This is a genomic window from Brucella tritici (assembly GCF_902825325.1).
Lineage (GTDB): Bacteria > Pseudomonadota > Alphaproteobacteria > Rhizobiales > Rhizobiaceae > Brucella.
On record NZ_CADEAR010000023.1, the window covers coordinates 1 to 17042 of the forward strand.

Consider the following 17042-nt stretch of genomic DNA (forward strand, 5'->3'; position numbering starts at 1 on the left):
ACTATGCCATGCTGGACGCGCCAGCCATGGCCGCATAACTTAAACCAAACGGCCTCCGGCAAACCCGGCGCGGTTCAGCTTGCGATCATGTCTGCGTGCTAAATAGCGAAACATATGTTCCTCCTGTTATCACAGCGTAAATTGGATCCACCTTTCTGCCGATAATGATTCAGTCAAAATAATTATGCATTTAACTCTCACTGCGCGCCTCTCGTCCAAGGGGACATGAACCACTTAAGGGGTGTCATACAGTCCTTTGAATTCTGCATCAGAATAGTATGCGATCTTGTTGGCGACGATCGGCCGTTGGCCTGCGAGGAAGAGCAGTTCGAGATGTGGTTGGAGATTGCGGACCTCATCGGAGGTGAGCAGGGGACGCGCAGTATGGTGTTGGGTGTATGAAATACCTGACTGTTCTGAATCGAGCGCCCGGCTCATGGTCTGGAAGACTACGGTTTCCTGTCCGAGCAGATCTGAGGCGAATTTGGCGCTGTCATAATCGTTTACGCCGAAGACCTGGAGGACACCAGCGTTTGACAGGAAGGTGCCAGCGCGCTTTCCGTAGGTGGCGCGAAGCTGGTGAACATCCTGCAGGACGGGCCATAGCTGGACGCCGTAGCCTGCCATAAGTCCCATTGCGCGTTCCACAGCAGCCAGATGGCCAAGGGCTGCGAACTCATCCAGCAGATAGAGTACCGGCGTAACCGGTTTTGTAGGATCGCGTGCCATGTCGGTCAGGCTTTGGCTAACGAGCAGGCGCAGCCAGCGGGAAAAAGTGGCGAGCCGATCGGGGGGAAGGACGAGAAACACCGAGATGTTGCGGCGTTTGAGGTCGGCAAAGCGAAAATCAGATCTGGCGAGGACCGCAGACATGCGCGGGCTGTCGAGGAAATGAGTATGGCGTTGCGCGGTTGAAAGCACTCCGGCTCCCTCGCGATCGGATTTGCCGAGGTGGCGGTTTGCTGCGCGGGCGATCAGGCCGGCTGACGCCGTTGAGGCCTGCATGTCCTTCAGCAGCGCCGCGAAAGCTTCAGGGGCAAGGGTGAGATAATCGCGCAGGGTTGCGAGATTTCGTCTGTCGCGCAGCTCATGGGCGACAATATAGAGGATCAAGCCGGCTATGAGTGCTTTTGCTTCTTCATTCCAGTGCGCATCGCCGCTCATGCCCGGTTCATCAAATACGAGAGCGTTTGCCAAGGTACTTGCATCTTCCGCGACATCGAGACCCGTTGGATCGAGCTCTTCCAGCGGATTGAAGGCGGCCGATGGCTGACCGGTAACGCCGAAGGGATCAAGGACGTGAATGGGGCCGAATTGCTCTCGGGCGCGGCTGGTGACCCTGGCATTTTCGCCCTTGGGGTCGATACAGATTACGGAACGGTCGGCGATAAGCAGGTTCGGGATAATCGTTCCCACGCCTTTACCGGTACGCGTCGGTGCCATCGTGAGCAGATGGGCCGAGCCCTCATAGCGGAGTAGTTTTGCTGACTTCGGATCGCGGCCGATGAGCAGGCCGGAGTCGGCGCGGGTGAGGGCAGCGGTTTCCTTATCGGTGGCGAACCGGGCCGACCCGTGGGTTTCGCCGTCAGGATCCCCGAAATGATTAATTAGCGGATTGGTGATGAGTCGGAACAAGAAGAGAAGTACGAATGCTGTAAAGGCAATATTGCCCACATACCAGAGCGTATCACCGCGGGCGATATTGAGCGAACGCATCGCATATTCAAGGATGAAAGCGAAAATAAAAATGACAACGAAATAGAAGATGCCTATCTGAAAGATCGTTCTTCCAAAGCGGAATGGAACGGAAAGAAGGGAGACCAATGCCCACAGCGGATCTCGCGCAGCAGCACGCAGCATGTTCCTGAACGCTGCGCATGCAAGTGTCGCCTGATTCATTAACTCGCTCCTTCGTTGCTTGCACGGTTCGACGTTTTCCCGATCAGATCAGCAAACAGTACCCTGTCGGCTTCACGCGTCAGAAACCCGGGCAGTTCATTCTTCAGCCATTCTTTCAGGCGTCGGGAAAGTTCTTCATCGTTTCCGCTTTCAATCCGATGCAGCACTAGCGCACCAAGCAGCACCTTGCGGCGTGTATCGTTGGCGCGTTCCTGTTTCGATAGTCTGGCTTTTAAAGCGGAACGCTGCGCATCCAGCTGGGCCAGACGTTCTTCGATGGATTTGCGTACCACACTTCTACTCCCTTAAAATCTCATTGAGCTTGGAATAGTTTTTCTCACCACCGCTTTCGCTAACTCCACGTAGCGGCAATGACTACGAACTTACGGCAGAAAGTGTGGATCATCGGCTGTGGCAGCATTCTCGCCGTGTACCGGTTGCCGGAAAGATGATCCTGGGAATCTCATTACTACTTTGAAAACCGTCGCCACAACGTTGTCAACCGCCTGACTGCATCCAGCTGGGTCATCCGTGCTGACCGAAATCCGTTTGGATGCAGATTTCTTATTAGTATATTCAGTCATTAAAACCTCCCTGGTTGTTGCGAGGTTTTGATTTGAGCAGCGGCGTTCACCTTGCTTCATCTTCAATATGGAACTTCGGTCATTGCAGCCAAAACTGGCTTCATTTTTTAGAGCATGACCGTGCCGCAGTCTTGCACCGAGGATTGAAAGAGCATAGCGAAGCGAAATTGAAGGGCGCACTTACGAGTTGCTTCGCAACTCAGAGCAGTTTAAGCTCATTTCACGGACAGTTTTATTCGTTTGGGGCCGAGGATAGTGGTGTGGCGATCTATCATCTGAGTATGAAGCCGATTTCCCGATCCAGGGGACGAAGTGCTGTTGCTGCCAGCGCCTATCGCTCGGCGTCAAAGCTGACGAATGAGCGTGACGGAATTACCCATGATTACACCAACAAAAGCGGCGTGGAACATGCCGAGATCGTCTTACCGGAAGGTGTCGATGCGGAATGGGCGCGGGATCGTTCAGCCTTATGGAATGCAGCCGAGCTTTGCGAAAAGCGCAAGGATGCACGTGTCGCACGCGAGTTTGAAATTGCATTGCCGCATGAGCTGACTGCGGATCAACGGCTTGAGGCAACGCGGATTTTCGCCCATGAGCTTGCCGATCGTTTTGGCGCGGCAATCGACTTCGCCATTCATGCGCCGCAAGACGACAGCGACATTCGAAACCACCATGCGCATATAATGATGACAACACGGCAGGTGAGGGGGGATGGTCTCACTGACAAGAACCTTCTCGAGCGTGAAAACAAATGGCTTCTGTCAGCGGATCTGCCAACCACGGATATGCAGCTTCGTGATCTCCGCATGCGATGGGAGGGGATTGCGAATGAAAGCCTTGCACGGGCCGGACATGATATTCGCATTGATCACCGTTCGCATCTGGAGCGGGGTCTTGAGATTGCGCCGACGGAGCATATGGGGGTTCATGCGACGCAGATGGAGCGGCGTGGTCTCGTCGTGTCGCGGTCGCGGCTGGATGAAGATGCCGCGCGGCGCAATTCGGAGCTGATCCGCGAGAAGCCGGAACAGGTTCTTGAAATCATCACGGGAGAGAAAAGCGTCTTTGACCGGCGTGACGTTGCGCGAGCGCTGCATCGCTACATCAACGATGACATTGGAGAGTTCCAGAGCGCCTTTGCCAAGGTGATGGCGTCATCGGCCCTTGTTGAACTACAGGCGGAAAGCCATGATCCGGTGACGGGTGAATTCGAGTTCGCGCGTTATTCGACGCGCGGAATGGTCGAGATCGAATCCGGTATGATCGAATGCGCGCAGCGGATGCACGCGTCGCACAGCCACAGGCTGAGCGATCATCACGGTGTCGATCGCAAGCATGTCGAACAAGCGATCGGGCGTCAGGATGCTGCGATCCGGACAAGCGTTTCCAGCGATACCGCTGACAAGGTCGAGCGGGGTGAGTTAGATCGCGGTGAGCGCGATCGGCTTATCGACGCTGCACGTCTCTCCGATGAGCAACGGCGGGCGATTGAGCATGTCACTGGGCCGGAGCGCATTGCTGCGGTTGTCGGTTATGCGGGTGCTGGCAAGAGCACGATGCTGGCGGCGGCACGTGAGGCATGGGAGGCAGAAGGCTACAGGGTTCACGGTGCAGCCTTGTCGGGCAAGGCAGCCGAGGGCCTGGAGGAGAGTTCTGGAATTCAGAGCCGCACCCTGGCATCGTGGGACATGAGTTGGCAGAACGACCGTCGCACGCTCAATCGCGGTGATGTGTTTGTGATCGACGAAGCAGGCATGGTGGGAAGCCGGCAGCTCGCCCGGTTCGTTGGCGAGGCCGAGGCACGCGGTGCGAAGATCGTCCTTGTCGGCGATCATGAGCAGCTACAGGCAATCGGGGCCGGCGCACCATTCCGGGCGATCACCGAGGAAATCGGTCATGCCGAGCTTTCCCAGATACGCAGGCAGCGTATTGACTGGCAGCGGGACGCGTCGGTTGCCTTCGCCACGCACCGAACGGCTGAGGGTCTGAGCGCCTATCGGGATCGCGGCAATATCAGCTTTGCCGAGACGGGCGAGGATGCGCGCGGTCAGATCGTGCGTGATTACCTTGCCGACGCGCAAGAGCGTCCGGATGGCACCCGGATTGCGATGGCGCATCGCCGGGCAGATGTTCGCGCCATCAATCACGCGATCAGAACTGAGCTACGGGCCCGGGGCAACGTGCCCGGCGACGGCCAGGGGCTGTCCGAGGGCGAGCTGGCGCGTGGCGCCCTCGGGGAGGGGCTGGTCTTCCAGACCAATGACGGCAAGCGCGAGTTCGCCCCGGGCGACCGCATCGTGTTCCTTGAGAACAATCGCGACCTTGGCGTAAAAAACGGGATGTTGGGTACCGTCGAGCATGTCGAGGTCGGTCGACCGGGTGCCGGCCCCAGGATTGTTGCGCAGCTCGACGGGACGAGCGGTACGGAAGGGCGCAGCGTCAGCGTGCCGATGGACGACTATCAGGCGGTCGACCACGGCTATGCGACGACAATCCACAAAAATCAGGGCGCAACCGTAGATCGCGCCTATGTGCTGGCATCGAGAACGATGGACCGGCATCTAACCTACGTCGCCATGACCCGGCATCGTGACGGAGTGCAGCTCTATGTGAGCCAGGACGCGTTCAGCAAATCGCAACCTGGCCGACAGGTCGGTCAAACGTTGGCTGCGGGTCGTCTGGTCGACCATGGGGCCGCATCGTTCAACCACAAGGAAGGCAATAGTCAGAGCTATTTCGTGACGCTTGAAAACGATCAAGGTGAGCAGCGCACGCTATGGGGCGTAGATCTTGAGTGCGCCATGAAGGCTTCGAAACAGGCACTGCAGATTGGGGACAGGATCGGCCTGCAACATGTCGGTTCGGAGCCGGTTCGCCTTCCAGACGGAACGGAGACGCACCGGAACGCTTGGAAGGTTCAAGATGCGGGCGATCTTGCTTATGAGCAGCTTAAAAATCAGCTGTCACGGTCGGGCGTGAAGGAAACGACACTCGACTATACCCGCGACTTTGCCGCGCGGCGGGGGATCGCAGAGCAAATGAGGATCGTAAGCGAGATCGAGATCCCGGCGGAGCGCGCCGGGCTACGTGCGGAGCGGGAATCAACGGCCGCGGATAACTTCGGTGATCGACAACAGCGCCGCAATTCGTTCGAGGGCCTGAAACTCGGGCGCGGCGCGGCGGCCGAGCGGTTGCAGCAGGATCGCACCGGTGAGAGTGGCTCGTCGGTCGAGCAGAAACGGCCGCAGCAAGCCGAGAAACAGCGCGGTGGTATGTTCTCTGACCTCAGGCTCAATGCGCGTTCTGGGCCGTCCAAGCGGCGGGAAGAACTGCCGGGAAGGGAGAAGAGCTTGCAGTCGGTGCCAGTACAAGACCGCCCCGATACTGACAGATTGGCCGAGCGGTCGCGACGTCAGTCGCCGCTTGAGGCAGCCGTTGACCGCTATGTGCGGGCCTATCAGTCGCTCGATCAGCACCAACGTGATGGCCTGCCGGTTCTTGACATGCAGCGGCAGGAGATGCAGGCGGCCGGCCAGCAGCTCGACCAGGTGCGCGCGGGGACAGAAGAATTGATGGTTTCGACACTGCAACATGATCCGCAGACGGCGCGCGCCATGACCGAGTTTTCCGGTCGGGAGCGTGTCGCCCATGTCATCAAGGGCATGAAGCGTGAAAACGCCGCCCTGCAAGACCCTAATGTCAGGGCCGAGCGGTTCGTGAATAGCTGGCGGGAGCTGGACGGTCAGCGCCAGACGCTTCGCGGCTGGCAGCACGACGAGGCGCGGGGCAAGATCGAAAGCCAGATGGAGGGCCTTGCCAAGCGCCTTGAACGCGATCCTCAGGCGGAATCCATCGTGCGTCATCGCAGCAAGGAGCTTGGAATCGGGCAGGAGCTCGGTCTCGATCAAAGCGTCGCCCGTGTGTTGCAGGAGCAGATAACACGCGGCCAGCGGATTGATTCGGGGCTTTGGCATAGAAATGTAAGGTAGTGAGGACATGACGGAACTCGACAACAGAGACGGCATTGGGCTCGCAACGCGTGAAGAAGATTCAGGCGATCCGGCGGCAGCCTTCGATGCGCTTCGGCGCACGATCGAAACGCAGGGTGCACAAATCGGGGCGGAAATGACCGTGATGCGTCGCGGCATCGAAGCTGCTTTCGACCAGCTCGAAAAGATCGAGCCTCAAGCCGATTACAAGCCCCAGCTCGCACAACTTGTAAAGGCGCTCGATCACGTTTCAGAGCGTCTGAACGGCGTCGAACAATCCCCCATTCTTCGGCAGGGCGCGCAGCACTATGCAGGGGTTCTCGAGCGCAGCGGCGAGGCTTTGGTGAGGAACGCCGCGCAGCAGCTCGAACGACAGGCTTCTGACCTTGAACGCGCCAGTCGTAATCTTTCAGCGCGCGTCTCGGAAGCGCGCGAGCGCGGTAGACAAAACAAGTGCGTCATTAGCGCGGCGGCGTTCGGTATCATCACCGGTGTCCTGGCGACGTTGTTTATGCCACGCATACTGCCTGGAACGGTTGATATGGCCGTTGCCTCCGTGGTCATGAACAATGACCGTTGGAAAGCCGGAATAGCCCTCATGGAATCGGGAAGTCCCGAAGGGTGGCATAGCATTGTCGAAGCGAGTGAACTTGTGCGAGCCAACCGGCAGGCGCTTAGTGCATGTGCCGAGGCTGCCGCCAACGCAAAGAAGGATCAGAGGTGCACGATTACCGTGTCAGCGCCTGCACAGTGAACAACAGCTAGCCTCCGGCCGTCCCGCTCTTGTCACAGGTGGCCAAAGGGACGGCCGGGGGCAGGCTTGAGGCGATGAGGCTTTGAGTACTAGAGGAAGTCTTAATCACTCAAACAGTTCGGTGTGGGGTGCCAGCGCGCACGAAAATCACGCTGTTGCCTTCGACGTGATATACCAAGAGGAAATCACCGCTGATAAGACATTCGCGATGGTCGGCGCAATCCCCCTTTCAGGGCGTGGTCAAGCCGTTCGGAGCGTAGCGGCTCGTCATTCGCTATCAGGAGTAACGCAGCCACACATTGCCCGTCCGATTTTCCGAGACGGGCTTTTTTTAAACGGTCTTTCAATCGCCCATTGCAATGATGTACTGTCATGCGCTCGTGGCTGCTGAGTAGTGCTTGACGATCAGCGAACCTATATCGTTGTCAAAAAAGCTCACGTAAACTGAGCGCGAAATCGGGCCATGGCAATCACGCTAATGGTGGTCTTGGGGCATGAAGTATATACAGGAAATATCGCGGAGACGGCTGCCCGCAACCATTCGCGCGGAGTATGACAGGGAGAGACACGATGCGCGTCTGCCAGTCCTGCGTACAATCACGCTGCTTCTTGCGCTGTTTTACTTCTCCTACACGGCAGTGGACGCCTGGTTTCTGCCGGATATCGCGTGGCGGACGTTCATCCTTCGCTTCTCGATTGTCGGTCCTTTGACGATATTGCTTCTGCGATTTTATCGGCAACCTGTTTCAATTCGCCTGAAAGAAGGCGCCAGTGTTTTGGTAGTATGTATTGCCACGGTTGTCTGGTGTGTGGCAATTGGCGGAACGGCAAGTCCGGTCGTGTTGAACTATTTTTATGCAGCACTCGTTTTCCAGATGGTGGTCACGATTGTTCTGACACCACCCCTGGAATATGGCGTAGCAGCGTCTGCAGTCGTAACGACGAGTGTCTATATAACCATTTGGTTTCTGCCAGATGCGACGACCGATTACGTGCTTTTCCATCTGGCCGTAGGTGTACCAACAGTCGTTCTGACGCTGATCGCAAATTATAGATTCTCTACTGAAGCGGTCCGGCTCTATCTGCAGAACAAGGATCTGGACCACCTGCATGGGCAATTGCTCAAGCAGCATGTTGAACTCGAACTGGTATCACAGTCGGATCCCCTGACAGGTTTGACCAACCGTCGTAGCCTGGATGCCGAAATACATCGCTTGACTGCGGCCTCGAACGGCACTGGGGTTCCGGTGACGGTTTTGCTTCTCGATATAGATCATTTCAAGGAATACAATGACAGTTTCGGTCATCTGGCGGGCGACGAATGTCTCAAACTAGTCGCCGATGCTTTGAAAAAGCTCGTTTCGGATGATGATTTGGCGTGCCGGTTCGGCGGAGAGGAATTTTTAATTCTGCGGCCGGGAGTGGCTCCCGCCGCATCTATCCGAACATTTGCAGAGGAAATTCGGGAGGCGGTCGAGGCATTGTCAATACGTCATCCTTTGGCCGGTAGAGATGGTATGGCCGTAACGGTCAGTGTTGGAGCTTCAGCCGATATTGTGACAAACGAGGAAACATTCTTGCAACTGATAGCGCAGGCCGATGAGGCGCTTTACACCGCCAAACGGCATGGCAGAAATATTTCCCTGCTCCATCGGTCGATACGGTAATGCAAGTGTCATGAGCCGGGGAGCGCTGCCGATGGACAATCACAGTTTCAGCACTATCTGGCAGGATCGTTTTCCAACCGACAACACAAAGGCCGACAGCCATTTCAGCACGTGACTGGTCGGCGATTTCAAGCCGACAGACAGCAGCTTCTGCACCCTGGCCGGAAACTATGTTTAATCGGAGCGATGCAGCTTTCTTAACGGATAACACCAAAGAAAACCCCGACCTGCTGGGCAGCTAGTCGGGGCTGCGCACCATTGGAAAGCGGGGGCTTAGGTTGGTGCACATCACCATTTTAACCATCAGAAAATAAGAATAAACCCCGGTGAGGTTTCGCGATCACCGGGGCTTCGCTTTGATGAAGTTGTCTTACCCACTTAATCAACGCGGCACCAGTATCTCACAAAACAATGAAAACACAATGGCACGACGCATCAACGCGGCCGGGCTTTCGCTCGTTTAACCTCCACAGGACATCCCCATGAACAACACAACTTTCTTCGCGTACGCGAGGCGCGCGCTTTTTGGCGGGGGCTTGAGCAAGGCGCAGGTCGACGGCACGTCGGCTATTTTGGCCGAAGCTGAGCGCCGAGACCTGCCAGACGAGCAGACGGCTTACGTGCTCGCACCGGCCAGCGTCGGGCAGGCCAAGTGCTAATCCGTAATCGGGGTCAATATTGGACAAGTAAAGGGGAAGTGCGGACAAATAGTTGGACTGCTTATGCTGCAATCCCAAGTTTCCGGCGGTATTCGGCTGGGCTAATCCCGCCCAGTGAGAGCTTTATGCGATGCTGGTTGTACCATTGGGTGTAAGAATCCAGCTGCTGCATGAAGTCGAGCAGGGTCGTATTGCTCGAGGTGCGATTATAGTACATCTCGTTTTGAGCCGCCCAAAAAATCCTTCGCAGGCTCAATAGTTCGGCGAGCACCCTTTGCGTGACATGGATCGGGCCAGTTGAGCATTTTGCATGCGCGACAGCCAGCCGATCCAACGATAATGGGCACCCCGATCCGAGTGCACAACAGCGCGGTCGGCACTGCCGGTGATTGTTTCGATTGCGGCATCAAGCATCGTGTTCACCAGCTCTGCGTCTGGCCGCGTGCTGACAGACCAACTGATCACCAAGCCATCGAAACAATCGATTATGGGCGACAGACACACCTTAGGTGCAGGACAAACACTCAAGCAGGGCACGGTGATAAAATCTATCCGACTTACGGAGAAACCAGAAGAAGTTGACTGCAAACATGACACAATTAAGGGATTGGTGTGGCGCACGGAGTTTGCAAGAAAACGTGGTTAGCTGTCTGATTGCAGAACATCATTGAAAACGAGGGAGGTTCGACGTTTCGAACCAGTTGTGCAGTCATGTCTTCGGGCTGTTTATGGCGAATGGCATAAAGTCTGTTTATCTGATGCGATTCAGCACCTCGTTTTAATCCGTGTGATCAGGCCCGCCCAAGGTAAGCTGTCGGCTTCAGTACTGCCGCCGCCCTGATCAGCGAGACACGCATCGTTTGCTCTGGTTTAAAAAGCAGATGCCCGTTTTATACGCTGCTACATTGATGAGCGGGATTTTGTGCCGCAGTTTATGACTGAACCGAAATTGCAGTTCAATTTGCCGCCGTTAACCCGTTCCAATTTCTTCGTAAAGCTCACCTTTTACCTCAAGAAAAGCTCTGCACTTTTCCAATGCAACCTAGCCAAACATTTCAGGGACACCGTGTGGAAGCTGGGTTTACGCACAATTACGCTAATGTGCGCGCCTCTCTAGATACGGCCCAAATTCGTTTTCAATGAAGCAGCTAAGATTTCTGATGCCGGAACCGCTTTTGAATACAGAAAACCTTGTCCGTACAAGCAACCCATTTGCTGCAGCTTCAAAGCCTGGTCGCGTGTTTCCACACCCTCTGCAATACATTCGATGCAAAGGCTCTTTGCTATATGCAGAATTCCCTCGACTATACCCGAGCCTTGAACCTCCGACCCAATGCGGTCCACAAATGATTTATCAATCTTGATGATATCAATAGGAACGGTCAGCAAGTGAGTTAGTGAGGCAAACCCCGTCCCGAAATCGTCCAGTGCGACTTTTACACCCATCGCGCGCAGTGCTTCAATCTCAGTGGACATCTGCTTGTCGTTACTCCCGATGAAAAAGGACTCGGTTAATTCAAGTACGACGCTTTCAAGCGGCAATCCATAATTCGTGAAGCTGGATTTCAATAGCCTGTTCACCTCTCCTCTGCGAAGGTCGATGGCGGAAATATTGATCCCAATGTGCGAAAATTCGATGCCAGCTTCTGACCACATCGATGTGTCTCGTGCGATCAGGTCTATCATTCGTTTCGTCAGGGCGCTCGCTACCTGGACGTCGGTTGTAGCCTCATGAAACTGCGATGCCGAAAGGACCAGTCCGTCGCGTGTTCTAATTCGAGCAAGTGCCTCAACGCCGAATATCTCATGCGTACCAATACGAACGATAGGTTGATACCATGCTTGAACGCGGTTTTCCTGCAATGCAGTAAGGACCTTTCGAACTGCCTCACGCCTTTTTGAGATTGCGGTTGAAATTGATTTGTCAAAAATGACAAAATTGCCTCTGCAAACTTCTTTAGCGTGATGAAGCGAAAGATCAGCCTGAAAATAAAGTTCTTCGGTGGCCTGTTTACGTTTAGTTCTCTTTGCAGCACCGATTGTGACCGACGGAAAGACCATATTTCCGTGACATCGTGCCGGTTCGGTCACCTTTTTAATGATGTTTTTCAGCAGAACTCGGAGATCCTTTCGAGTGATCCCGTTAATCCTAACCGCAAATTCATCGCCGCCCAGTCGAAAGACTTCCAAAGCCGGTAGTGCACACGCTAATCGACGTGCAACAATCGCAATCAGTTCATCGCCCGCTGCATGCCCAAAGGTGTCGTTAACAAATTTGAGATTATCGATATCAATTAATAGTAACGTCAGTGGTCCGCCGGTATCCGATTGGCCGGCGTTGATAAAACCAGCACGGTTCGTCAGGCCTGTTGATACATCGGTTAATGCGAGACGGCGCTCCGTCTGAAGGCGGTCGTTATGTTCGAGCGCAACAGTACACAACGGCAAACATCCTTCAATGATACTTTGTTCGAGCACGGTCGGAGCCCGTCTTTCTCTGAAATATAGCGCTAAGGTTCCAATCACTTCGCTGGTTGTTCCGAAGATCGGACTTGACCAACAAGCCGTGATACCGAGTGATAAAGCCAACCCTTTGTATTTCTCCCAGCGAAGGTCTGTGGAAATGTCGACCGTAATAATGGATTTCTTAAAGTATGCGGCGGCGCCACAAGAGCCTGATTGTGTGCCGATTTCAACTCCGTCCAAAGCCTGAGAATAAGAATCAGGTAGGCTGGGGGCGGCAATGGGATGCAGGCGTCCCGCTTTGTCAAGTGCCAGCACGGTAACAATTGCGTCTGGCAGAATGCATTCTATCTCGTGACAAAGCGTTTGCAAGGAAGCATCCAGTGTTTCTCCCTGAGCGATTGTTTTAAGAATAGTATTCTGAAGTTTAAGAAGCATGCTTTTGCCGATTTTTCGCGCCATATTAAACAGAGAATGTACTTAAATTCCGGCTCAAAGGCTAGCTTGACCTATTTTGAGTCGTCAGCTCTTGCCTCGATTCTGATGCGATGGACGCCCCTCCGATCACCTTCAGTGGCAGAATGGGTACCATCGAACACACAGAAGAATGACAGACTTATCTAAATGGCGGCCTTTGAACATCGAATAACCCAGCTTTTAGAAAGCTGGAAACCTATATCAGTGCTCATTGACGAAACGTTTGCAACAGAACCCTTATGATTGGGGTTCCGAAACAGATTTAGCCTGGAAGAATAGAAGGCGAACTGCCTGATCCGGTTCGATGCGATACGAATAAAACAGCTGTCGCACAAGATAAGAAGGTTTTCCCCGGCTATAGTCCTTGTTTTAGCAAGTTAAAGTTGCGACGTTCCCAGCCAATTACAGATGCGACAGGTGCTGACGTTCAGCCCCCATTCCGAGAGGCTGGTCGGGGTTGCAAACGAGGAATGGGGGCGGGTGAATATCCACCTCTTCGGCTTTAGCTTTCTCAGTAGCAATTGTTCTGTCAGCAGTTGATACTCGGCTCACCTGCATCGGGCAGGAGAGGGATCCAAGTCGTACAATGCTACCAAAAATCTGCCTGCAAGGTGACGTCGATATCGCTGCACTCTCACCACTGCTTCGCGGTATGCTGCTTGCAGTTGTCTATGCTCAGCGCGAGGGTGGCATCGGACTAACGGCAACCGGCGCGATGAACCGCAAGTTCGTGCATTGGGCTGCTGAGAACTTCCTCTGGCCCAGGTTCACAGCCAAAGACCTCTTCAGCATGCACAAGGTGCTCAATGAAAACGACATGCCACCGCTTTGTGTCGTGCACGACCTGACCCGTTATCTGAAGCTTCTTCGCCGCAGGAAAAATGTACTGCTGCCAACCAAACGTGGCATGGAGTTTTTGGTCAATCCACACGCTTTCTTCGATCTGATCGCCACCGATTATCTCTATTCGTATATTCATGCTACCGAACGTAAAGAGGCGATCCAGGCACGATTGCGTTGGTGGCGTATGTATCTCAATCTGCTCAATATCAAGACCAGAGAAGGGTGTAAGGCGATGGACATTGTAAAGATACTCTATCCGGATATCGCTCATCTGTCCGACACTGAAATAACCGTCGATGCGTGGGACCTGAAATTCGAGCTTCAGTACGGTGTCCTGCGACGCTTATGCTGGCTCGGTCTGCTTTTTGAGGCAAGAGAAGGGCTCAACTTTCTTGACGACGGAATCTTCCACAAAACACCGCTCTGGACAGCTTGCCTGCAATTGGAGTCAGACACGCAAAGCGATATCGGTGTCCATTGACACCCTTTACCCCGGCGCTGGCTGTCTCAATAAAGCTTGTTCTCGCCGGGCAATGACGGCAGGGTCGTTCATGTAAGCTGTGCGCGATTTACGCTCTCGCTTCTGATAGCCATTCCCGACACTGCCGTCAGGTATACCAAACATATGGTTGGCCTGACCGGTACGACGCGGACCGCTTTTGCTGCGTTGCTGCTCCCGTTCCGCCTGCATCTCAGCGACGATCGACAGCATGTCATCCAGCCGTTTGTTCTCGACAACAGGTGAGCGATGAATGGAACGAAGCTTGTCGAATGTTGTATAGGGCAGGGTGTCCGTACCGTGCATGATCTCCAGACGTCCGTCGGGATAGTCGCAGACAATGACCTTCTGCCGCGCAAGCCGTTTTGCAACTTCGGTCGGTTCCAGGATGAACAGCACTTTATCATAGCGTAGTGTCAGTGTTTGTGACAGCGTTCGCACTTCCTTCCGGCACAGCGCACCATCAATATTCTCATGCGCAGCCAGCGGTCGATGCATGTCCTTGGGATTGCGTGGCTCCTTGCCAAAACGGCCATTGAAATCTGCAATATATTCTGGCGCATATGCATTGGCTGCTTCGATCGTATCGATGCCGCGCAGCCGCAATTCCTTGACCAGACGATCCTGCAAAGTCCTGTTTGCCCGCTCAACACGGCCTTTGGCCTGTGGAGTATTGGCACAGATAATGTCGATGTTGAGCTCATAAAGTGCCCGACCAAACTGTGTCAGGCCGCTTGTTCGGTCTTGCTTCGACGGATGAAGCGAACGAAAAACGCCGTGTTTGTCGCTATAGAAAGCGAGTGGTTTGCCCCATTGCTGGAGATATGCCTTCGTCGCATGAAAATAATCAAACGTGTTCTCTGAGCCCGCAAAGCGCAAATGCAGGAGCTTGCCAGTGGCATCGTCAATATAAACGAGGAGGGCGCATTTGGGACCCCGCTCCTCGAACCACCAATGATGCGAACCGTCGATCTGTACCAGTTCACCAAAGCAATCACGCCGGCCGCGCGGTTGATGCAGTTGCCGCTTGCGTTCGCGACGTGATGTCCACAATCCCGCTGCTGTCATCCATTGCCGCAGCGTCTCCTTGCTGACTGAAAGCTGATGGCGTTCAATCAGCTTCTCACAGGCCAGTGTCGGCCCAAAGTCCCGATAATACGTCCGTACAATATCCAGAACATCATTCCGGAAATCCTCGCCATAACGGCGATTGCTCGGGCGACCGCGCTTGCCCGAAACAAGGCCCGTTGCACCAAGCCGATCAAATGCCTGTAACAGTCGATGAACCTGGCTGCGACTGAGGCCAAGCAGCGCCGCTGCCTCCACCACACGAAGCTGATTATCTCTGATTTGCTGAACGGTCTTCAGCCGGTTGAGTTCTTTCTGCGACATCGTGATCAAACAAGACATGACGGCTCCCATCCGCTGTTTGCTGCTGAAAGCCCAGTCTTCCTTTCCGCGTTCGATTTGAAAAGGGCAAGAGATGCAAAAAATGTCGCATCTCTAAATTGCCCATGTGTCGCATCTGTATATTGCCGTTATAGTCCTTAATCAGATAAGACATATTATGGAACTTCACAACTGAAATTAAGTGAGGCCCGGCGGGGACGTGCCGAGCCTCGTTTGAGGAAGAACGGAGGCTTACCGAAGGCACCAAGTACAGTCTCTGTAATCTATCGCCGCGCACCCAACATCCCGGGGACGATGCGAGTATTCATCGATTTCATGAGTGTAGAATTCTCTGGAAAGCCGACGAGAGATTAAGGTTTTGTGTCAATGAACGTGGTGGATCCAAACTTGAGGTGCCACTTGCAAATGATAACAATGAGTTATTCGGTATCAGGAGCATGCCTTGTCGCAATCGACACGACACGGCTTAGATCAAGCAAGATGATAGACCATGGCGGCTTCTAAGGAAGATTCCAGTATATCAAGGCCTTCGTTGAGAATATCGAATTCAATCGTCAAAGGAGCGAGGAGACGGATCACGTTGGCGCGCATGCCGCAGGAAAGTAAAATCAGTCCGCGCTTTTCCGCTTCCGCTACAATACTGTTCGCGAGCTGTGGTGAGGCAGCTTTCGAAAGACGATCTTCCACCATCTCGAATGCGACCATCGCGCCAAGACCCCGCACATCACCGATGCGCTCCATCCCCTGACGGCTTGCAATATTGCGCAATCGTTCGGTCATACGCTCACCAACAGCCAACGCTCTTGAGCAGAGATTTTCTTCTTCGAGGATATCGAGAACTGCATTTGCGGCAGCAACGGCCAGAGGATGGCCTGCGTAAGTTCCTCCCAGCCCGCCGGGATGAGCGGCATTCATCACGTCAGCGCGTCCCGTAACCGCAGAAAGCGGAAAGCCGCCGGCCAATCCCTTTGCCATTGTGACGATGTCGGGACTGACCCCGGAATGCTCAAAACCGAACATTTTTCCGGTCCGACCCATGCCGGCCTGTACTTCATCGGCGATAAGCAAAATTCCGTATCGATCGGCAACCGCACGAAGATGTGCGAGAAACTCCTTCGGCGCGACGTTGAACCCACCTTCACCCTGCACAGGTTCAACGATGAAAGCCGCTATCCGTTCAGGATCAATGTCCGACGCGAAGAGACGTTCAAGCGCGTCAATCGAATCCTCCAGCGAAACACCGAGATAGGCATTGGGAAAAACGGCATGATAAATTTCCGAAGGAAACGGACCAAAGCCTTTCTTGTAAGGCATCACCTTGCCTGTCAACGCCATGCCGAGCATTGTCCGCCCATGGAATGCGCCGGAAAATGCGACAACGCCCGAACGCCCTGTATAAGCGCGAGCGATCTTCACCGCGTTTTCGACTGCTTCGGCCCCCGTCGTGGCCAACATGGTACGATTTTCCGCGCCGGTAGGCGCGAGCACATTAAGGCGCTCGGCCAGTCGTACATAGCCCTCATAAGGGGCTACATGGAAACAGGTGTGCGTGAATTCTCCAGCCTGCTCCAGCACAGCAGACATAACCTTCGGATGCCGATGGCCGGTATTGTTAACCGCGATGCCCGCCGCAAAATCGATGTAGCGCCTGCCGTCCACATCCCAAAGTTCCGCATTCAAGGCCCGTTTTGCATAGATGGCACGGGTTCCTACGCCAGATGCAACAGCTGTCGTCTGACGGGATTTCAAGTTTTCGGAAACAGTCATTTCGTTCACCTCCGGAAAAGACGAACGAGTC

General features: G+C 54.4%; 11 protein-coding genes and 2 pseudogenes. 6 read left to right on the forward strand and 7 right to left on the reverse strand.

Features of this window, described 5'->3' with window-relative positions:
* Window positions 1–234: 234 nt before the first annotated feature.
* Window positions 235–1899 carry a type IV secretory system conjugative DNA transfer family protein gene (locus HWX93_RS20330; RefSeq protein ID WP_176038506.1) on the reverse strand — a complete coding sequence of 555 codons (1665 nt, stop codon included), beginning with the start codon at window positions 1897–1899 and terminating at the stop codon, window positions 235–237.
* Window positions 1899–2192, reverse strand: a complete 294-nt coding sequence (locus HWX93_RS20335) for a mobilization protein (protein ID WP_176038507.1) — start codon at window positions 2190–2192, stop codon at window positions 1899–1901. The genes HWX93_RS20330 and HWX93_RS20335 overlap by 1 nt, the downstream gene beginning before the upstream one ends.
* 551 nt (window positions 2193–2743) lie before the next feature.
* Here HWX93_RS20335 and traA point away from each other — a divergent pair.
* Complete coding sequence (gene traA / locus HWX93_RS20340; RefSeq protein ID WP_176038508.1) at window positions 2744–6472, forward strand: Ti-type conjugative transfer relaxase TraA; 3729 nt, start codon at window positions 2744–2746, stop codon at window positions 6470–6472.
* A 7-nt stretch (window positions 6473–6479) separates the two neighbouring features.
* On the forward strand, window positions 6480–7226 hold the full coding sequence (locus HWX93_RS20345; RefSeq protein WP_176038509.1) for a DUF6118 family protein: 747 nt from the start codon (window positions 6480–6482) through the stop codon (window positions 7224–7226).
* 109 nt (window positions 7227–7335) lie between these two features.
* Here HWX93_RS20345 and HWX93_RS23235 read toward each other — a convergent pair.
* Window positions 7336–7443: pseudogene (locus tag HWX93_RS23235) on the reverse strand (hypothetical protein); the annotation flags it as partial.
* Between the two features lie 421 nt (window positions 7444–7864).
* Here HWX93_RS23235 and HWX93_RS20355 point away from each other — a divergent pair.
* Window positions 7865–8893 carry a sensor domain-containing diguanylate cyclase gene (locus HWX93_RS20355; protein ID WP_176038510.1) on the forward strand — a complete coding sequence of 343 codons (1029 nt, stop codon included), beginning with the start codon at window positions 7865–7867 and terminating at the stop codon, window positions 8891–8893.
* Between the two features lie 482 nt (window positions 8894–9375).
* Complete coding sequence (locus HWX93_RS20360) at window positions 9376–9552, forward strand: hypothetical protein (protein ID WP_235969160.1); 177 nt, start codon at window positions 9376–9378, stop codon at window positions 9550–9552.
* 61 nt (window positions 9553–9613) lie between these two features.
* Here HWX93_RS20360 and HWX93_RS20365 read toward each other — a convergent pair.
* Window positions 9614–10068 (reverse strand): annotated as a pseudogene (locus tag HWX93_RS20365) (transposase); the annotation flags it as partial.
* Here HWX93_RS20365 and HWX93_RS23285 point away from each other — a divergent pair.
* Window positions 9950–10198 (forward strand): PhnA domain-containing protein, encoded by a 249-nt coding sequence (locus HWX93_RS23285; protein WP_419191129.1) that lies wholly within the window; start codon window positions 9950–9952, stop codon window positions 10196–10198. The pseudogene HWX93_RS20365 and the gene HWX93_RS23285 overlap by 119 nt on opposite strands.
* 467 nt (window positions 10199–10665) lie before the next feature.
* On the opposite strand, the gene HWX93_RS20375 is transcribed toward HWX93_RS23285, so the two are convergent.
* On the reverse strand, window positions 10666–12453 hold the full coding sequence (locus HWX93_RS20375; protein WP_176038512.1) for an EAL domain-containing protein: 1788 nt from the start codon (window positions 12451–12453) through the stop codon (window positions 10666–10668).
* A gap of 625 nt (window positions 12454–13078) precedes the next feature.
* On the opposite strand from HWX93_RS20375, the gene HWX93_RS20380 reads away from it, so the two are divergent.
* Window positions 13079–13816: a hypothetical protein gene (locus HWX93_RS20380; protein ID WP_176038513.1), complete on the forward strand. Its 738-nt coding sequence runs from the start codon at window positions 13079–13081 to the stop codon at window positions 13814–13816.
* A gap of 6 nt (window positions 13817–13822) precedes the next feature.
* Here the strand turns inward: HWX93_RS20380 and HWX93_RS20385 are convergent, their stop codons facing one another.
* Complete coding sequence (locus HWX93_RS20385) at window positions 13823–15244, reverse strand: ISNCY family transposase (RefSeq protein ID WP_176038514.1); 1422 nt, start codon at window positions 15242–15244, stop codon at window positions 13823–13825.
* 471 nt (window positions 15245–15715) lie between these two features.
* On the reverse strand, window positions 15716–17011 hold the full coding sequence (gene gabT, locus HWX93_RS20390) for a 4-aminobutyrate--2-oxoglutarate transaminase (protein WP_176038515.1): 1296 nt from the start codon (window positions 17009–17011) through the stop codon (window positions 15716–15718).
* Window positions 17012–17042 lie beyond the last annotated feature (31 nt).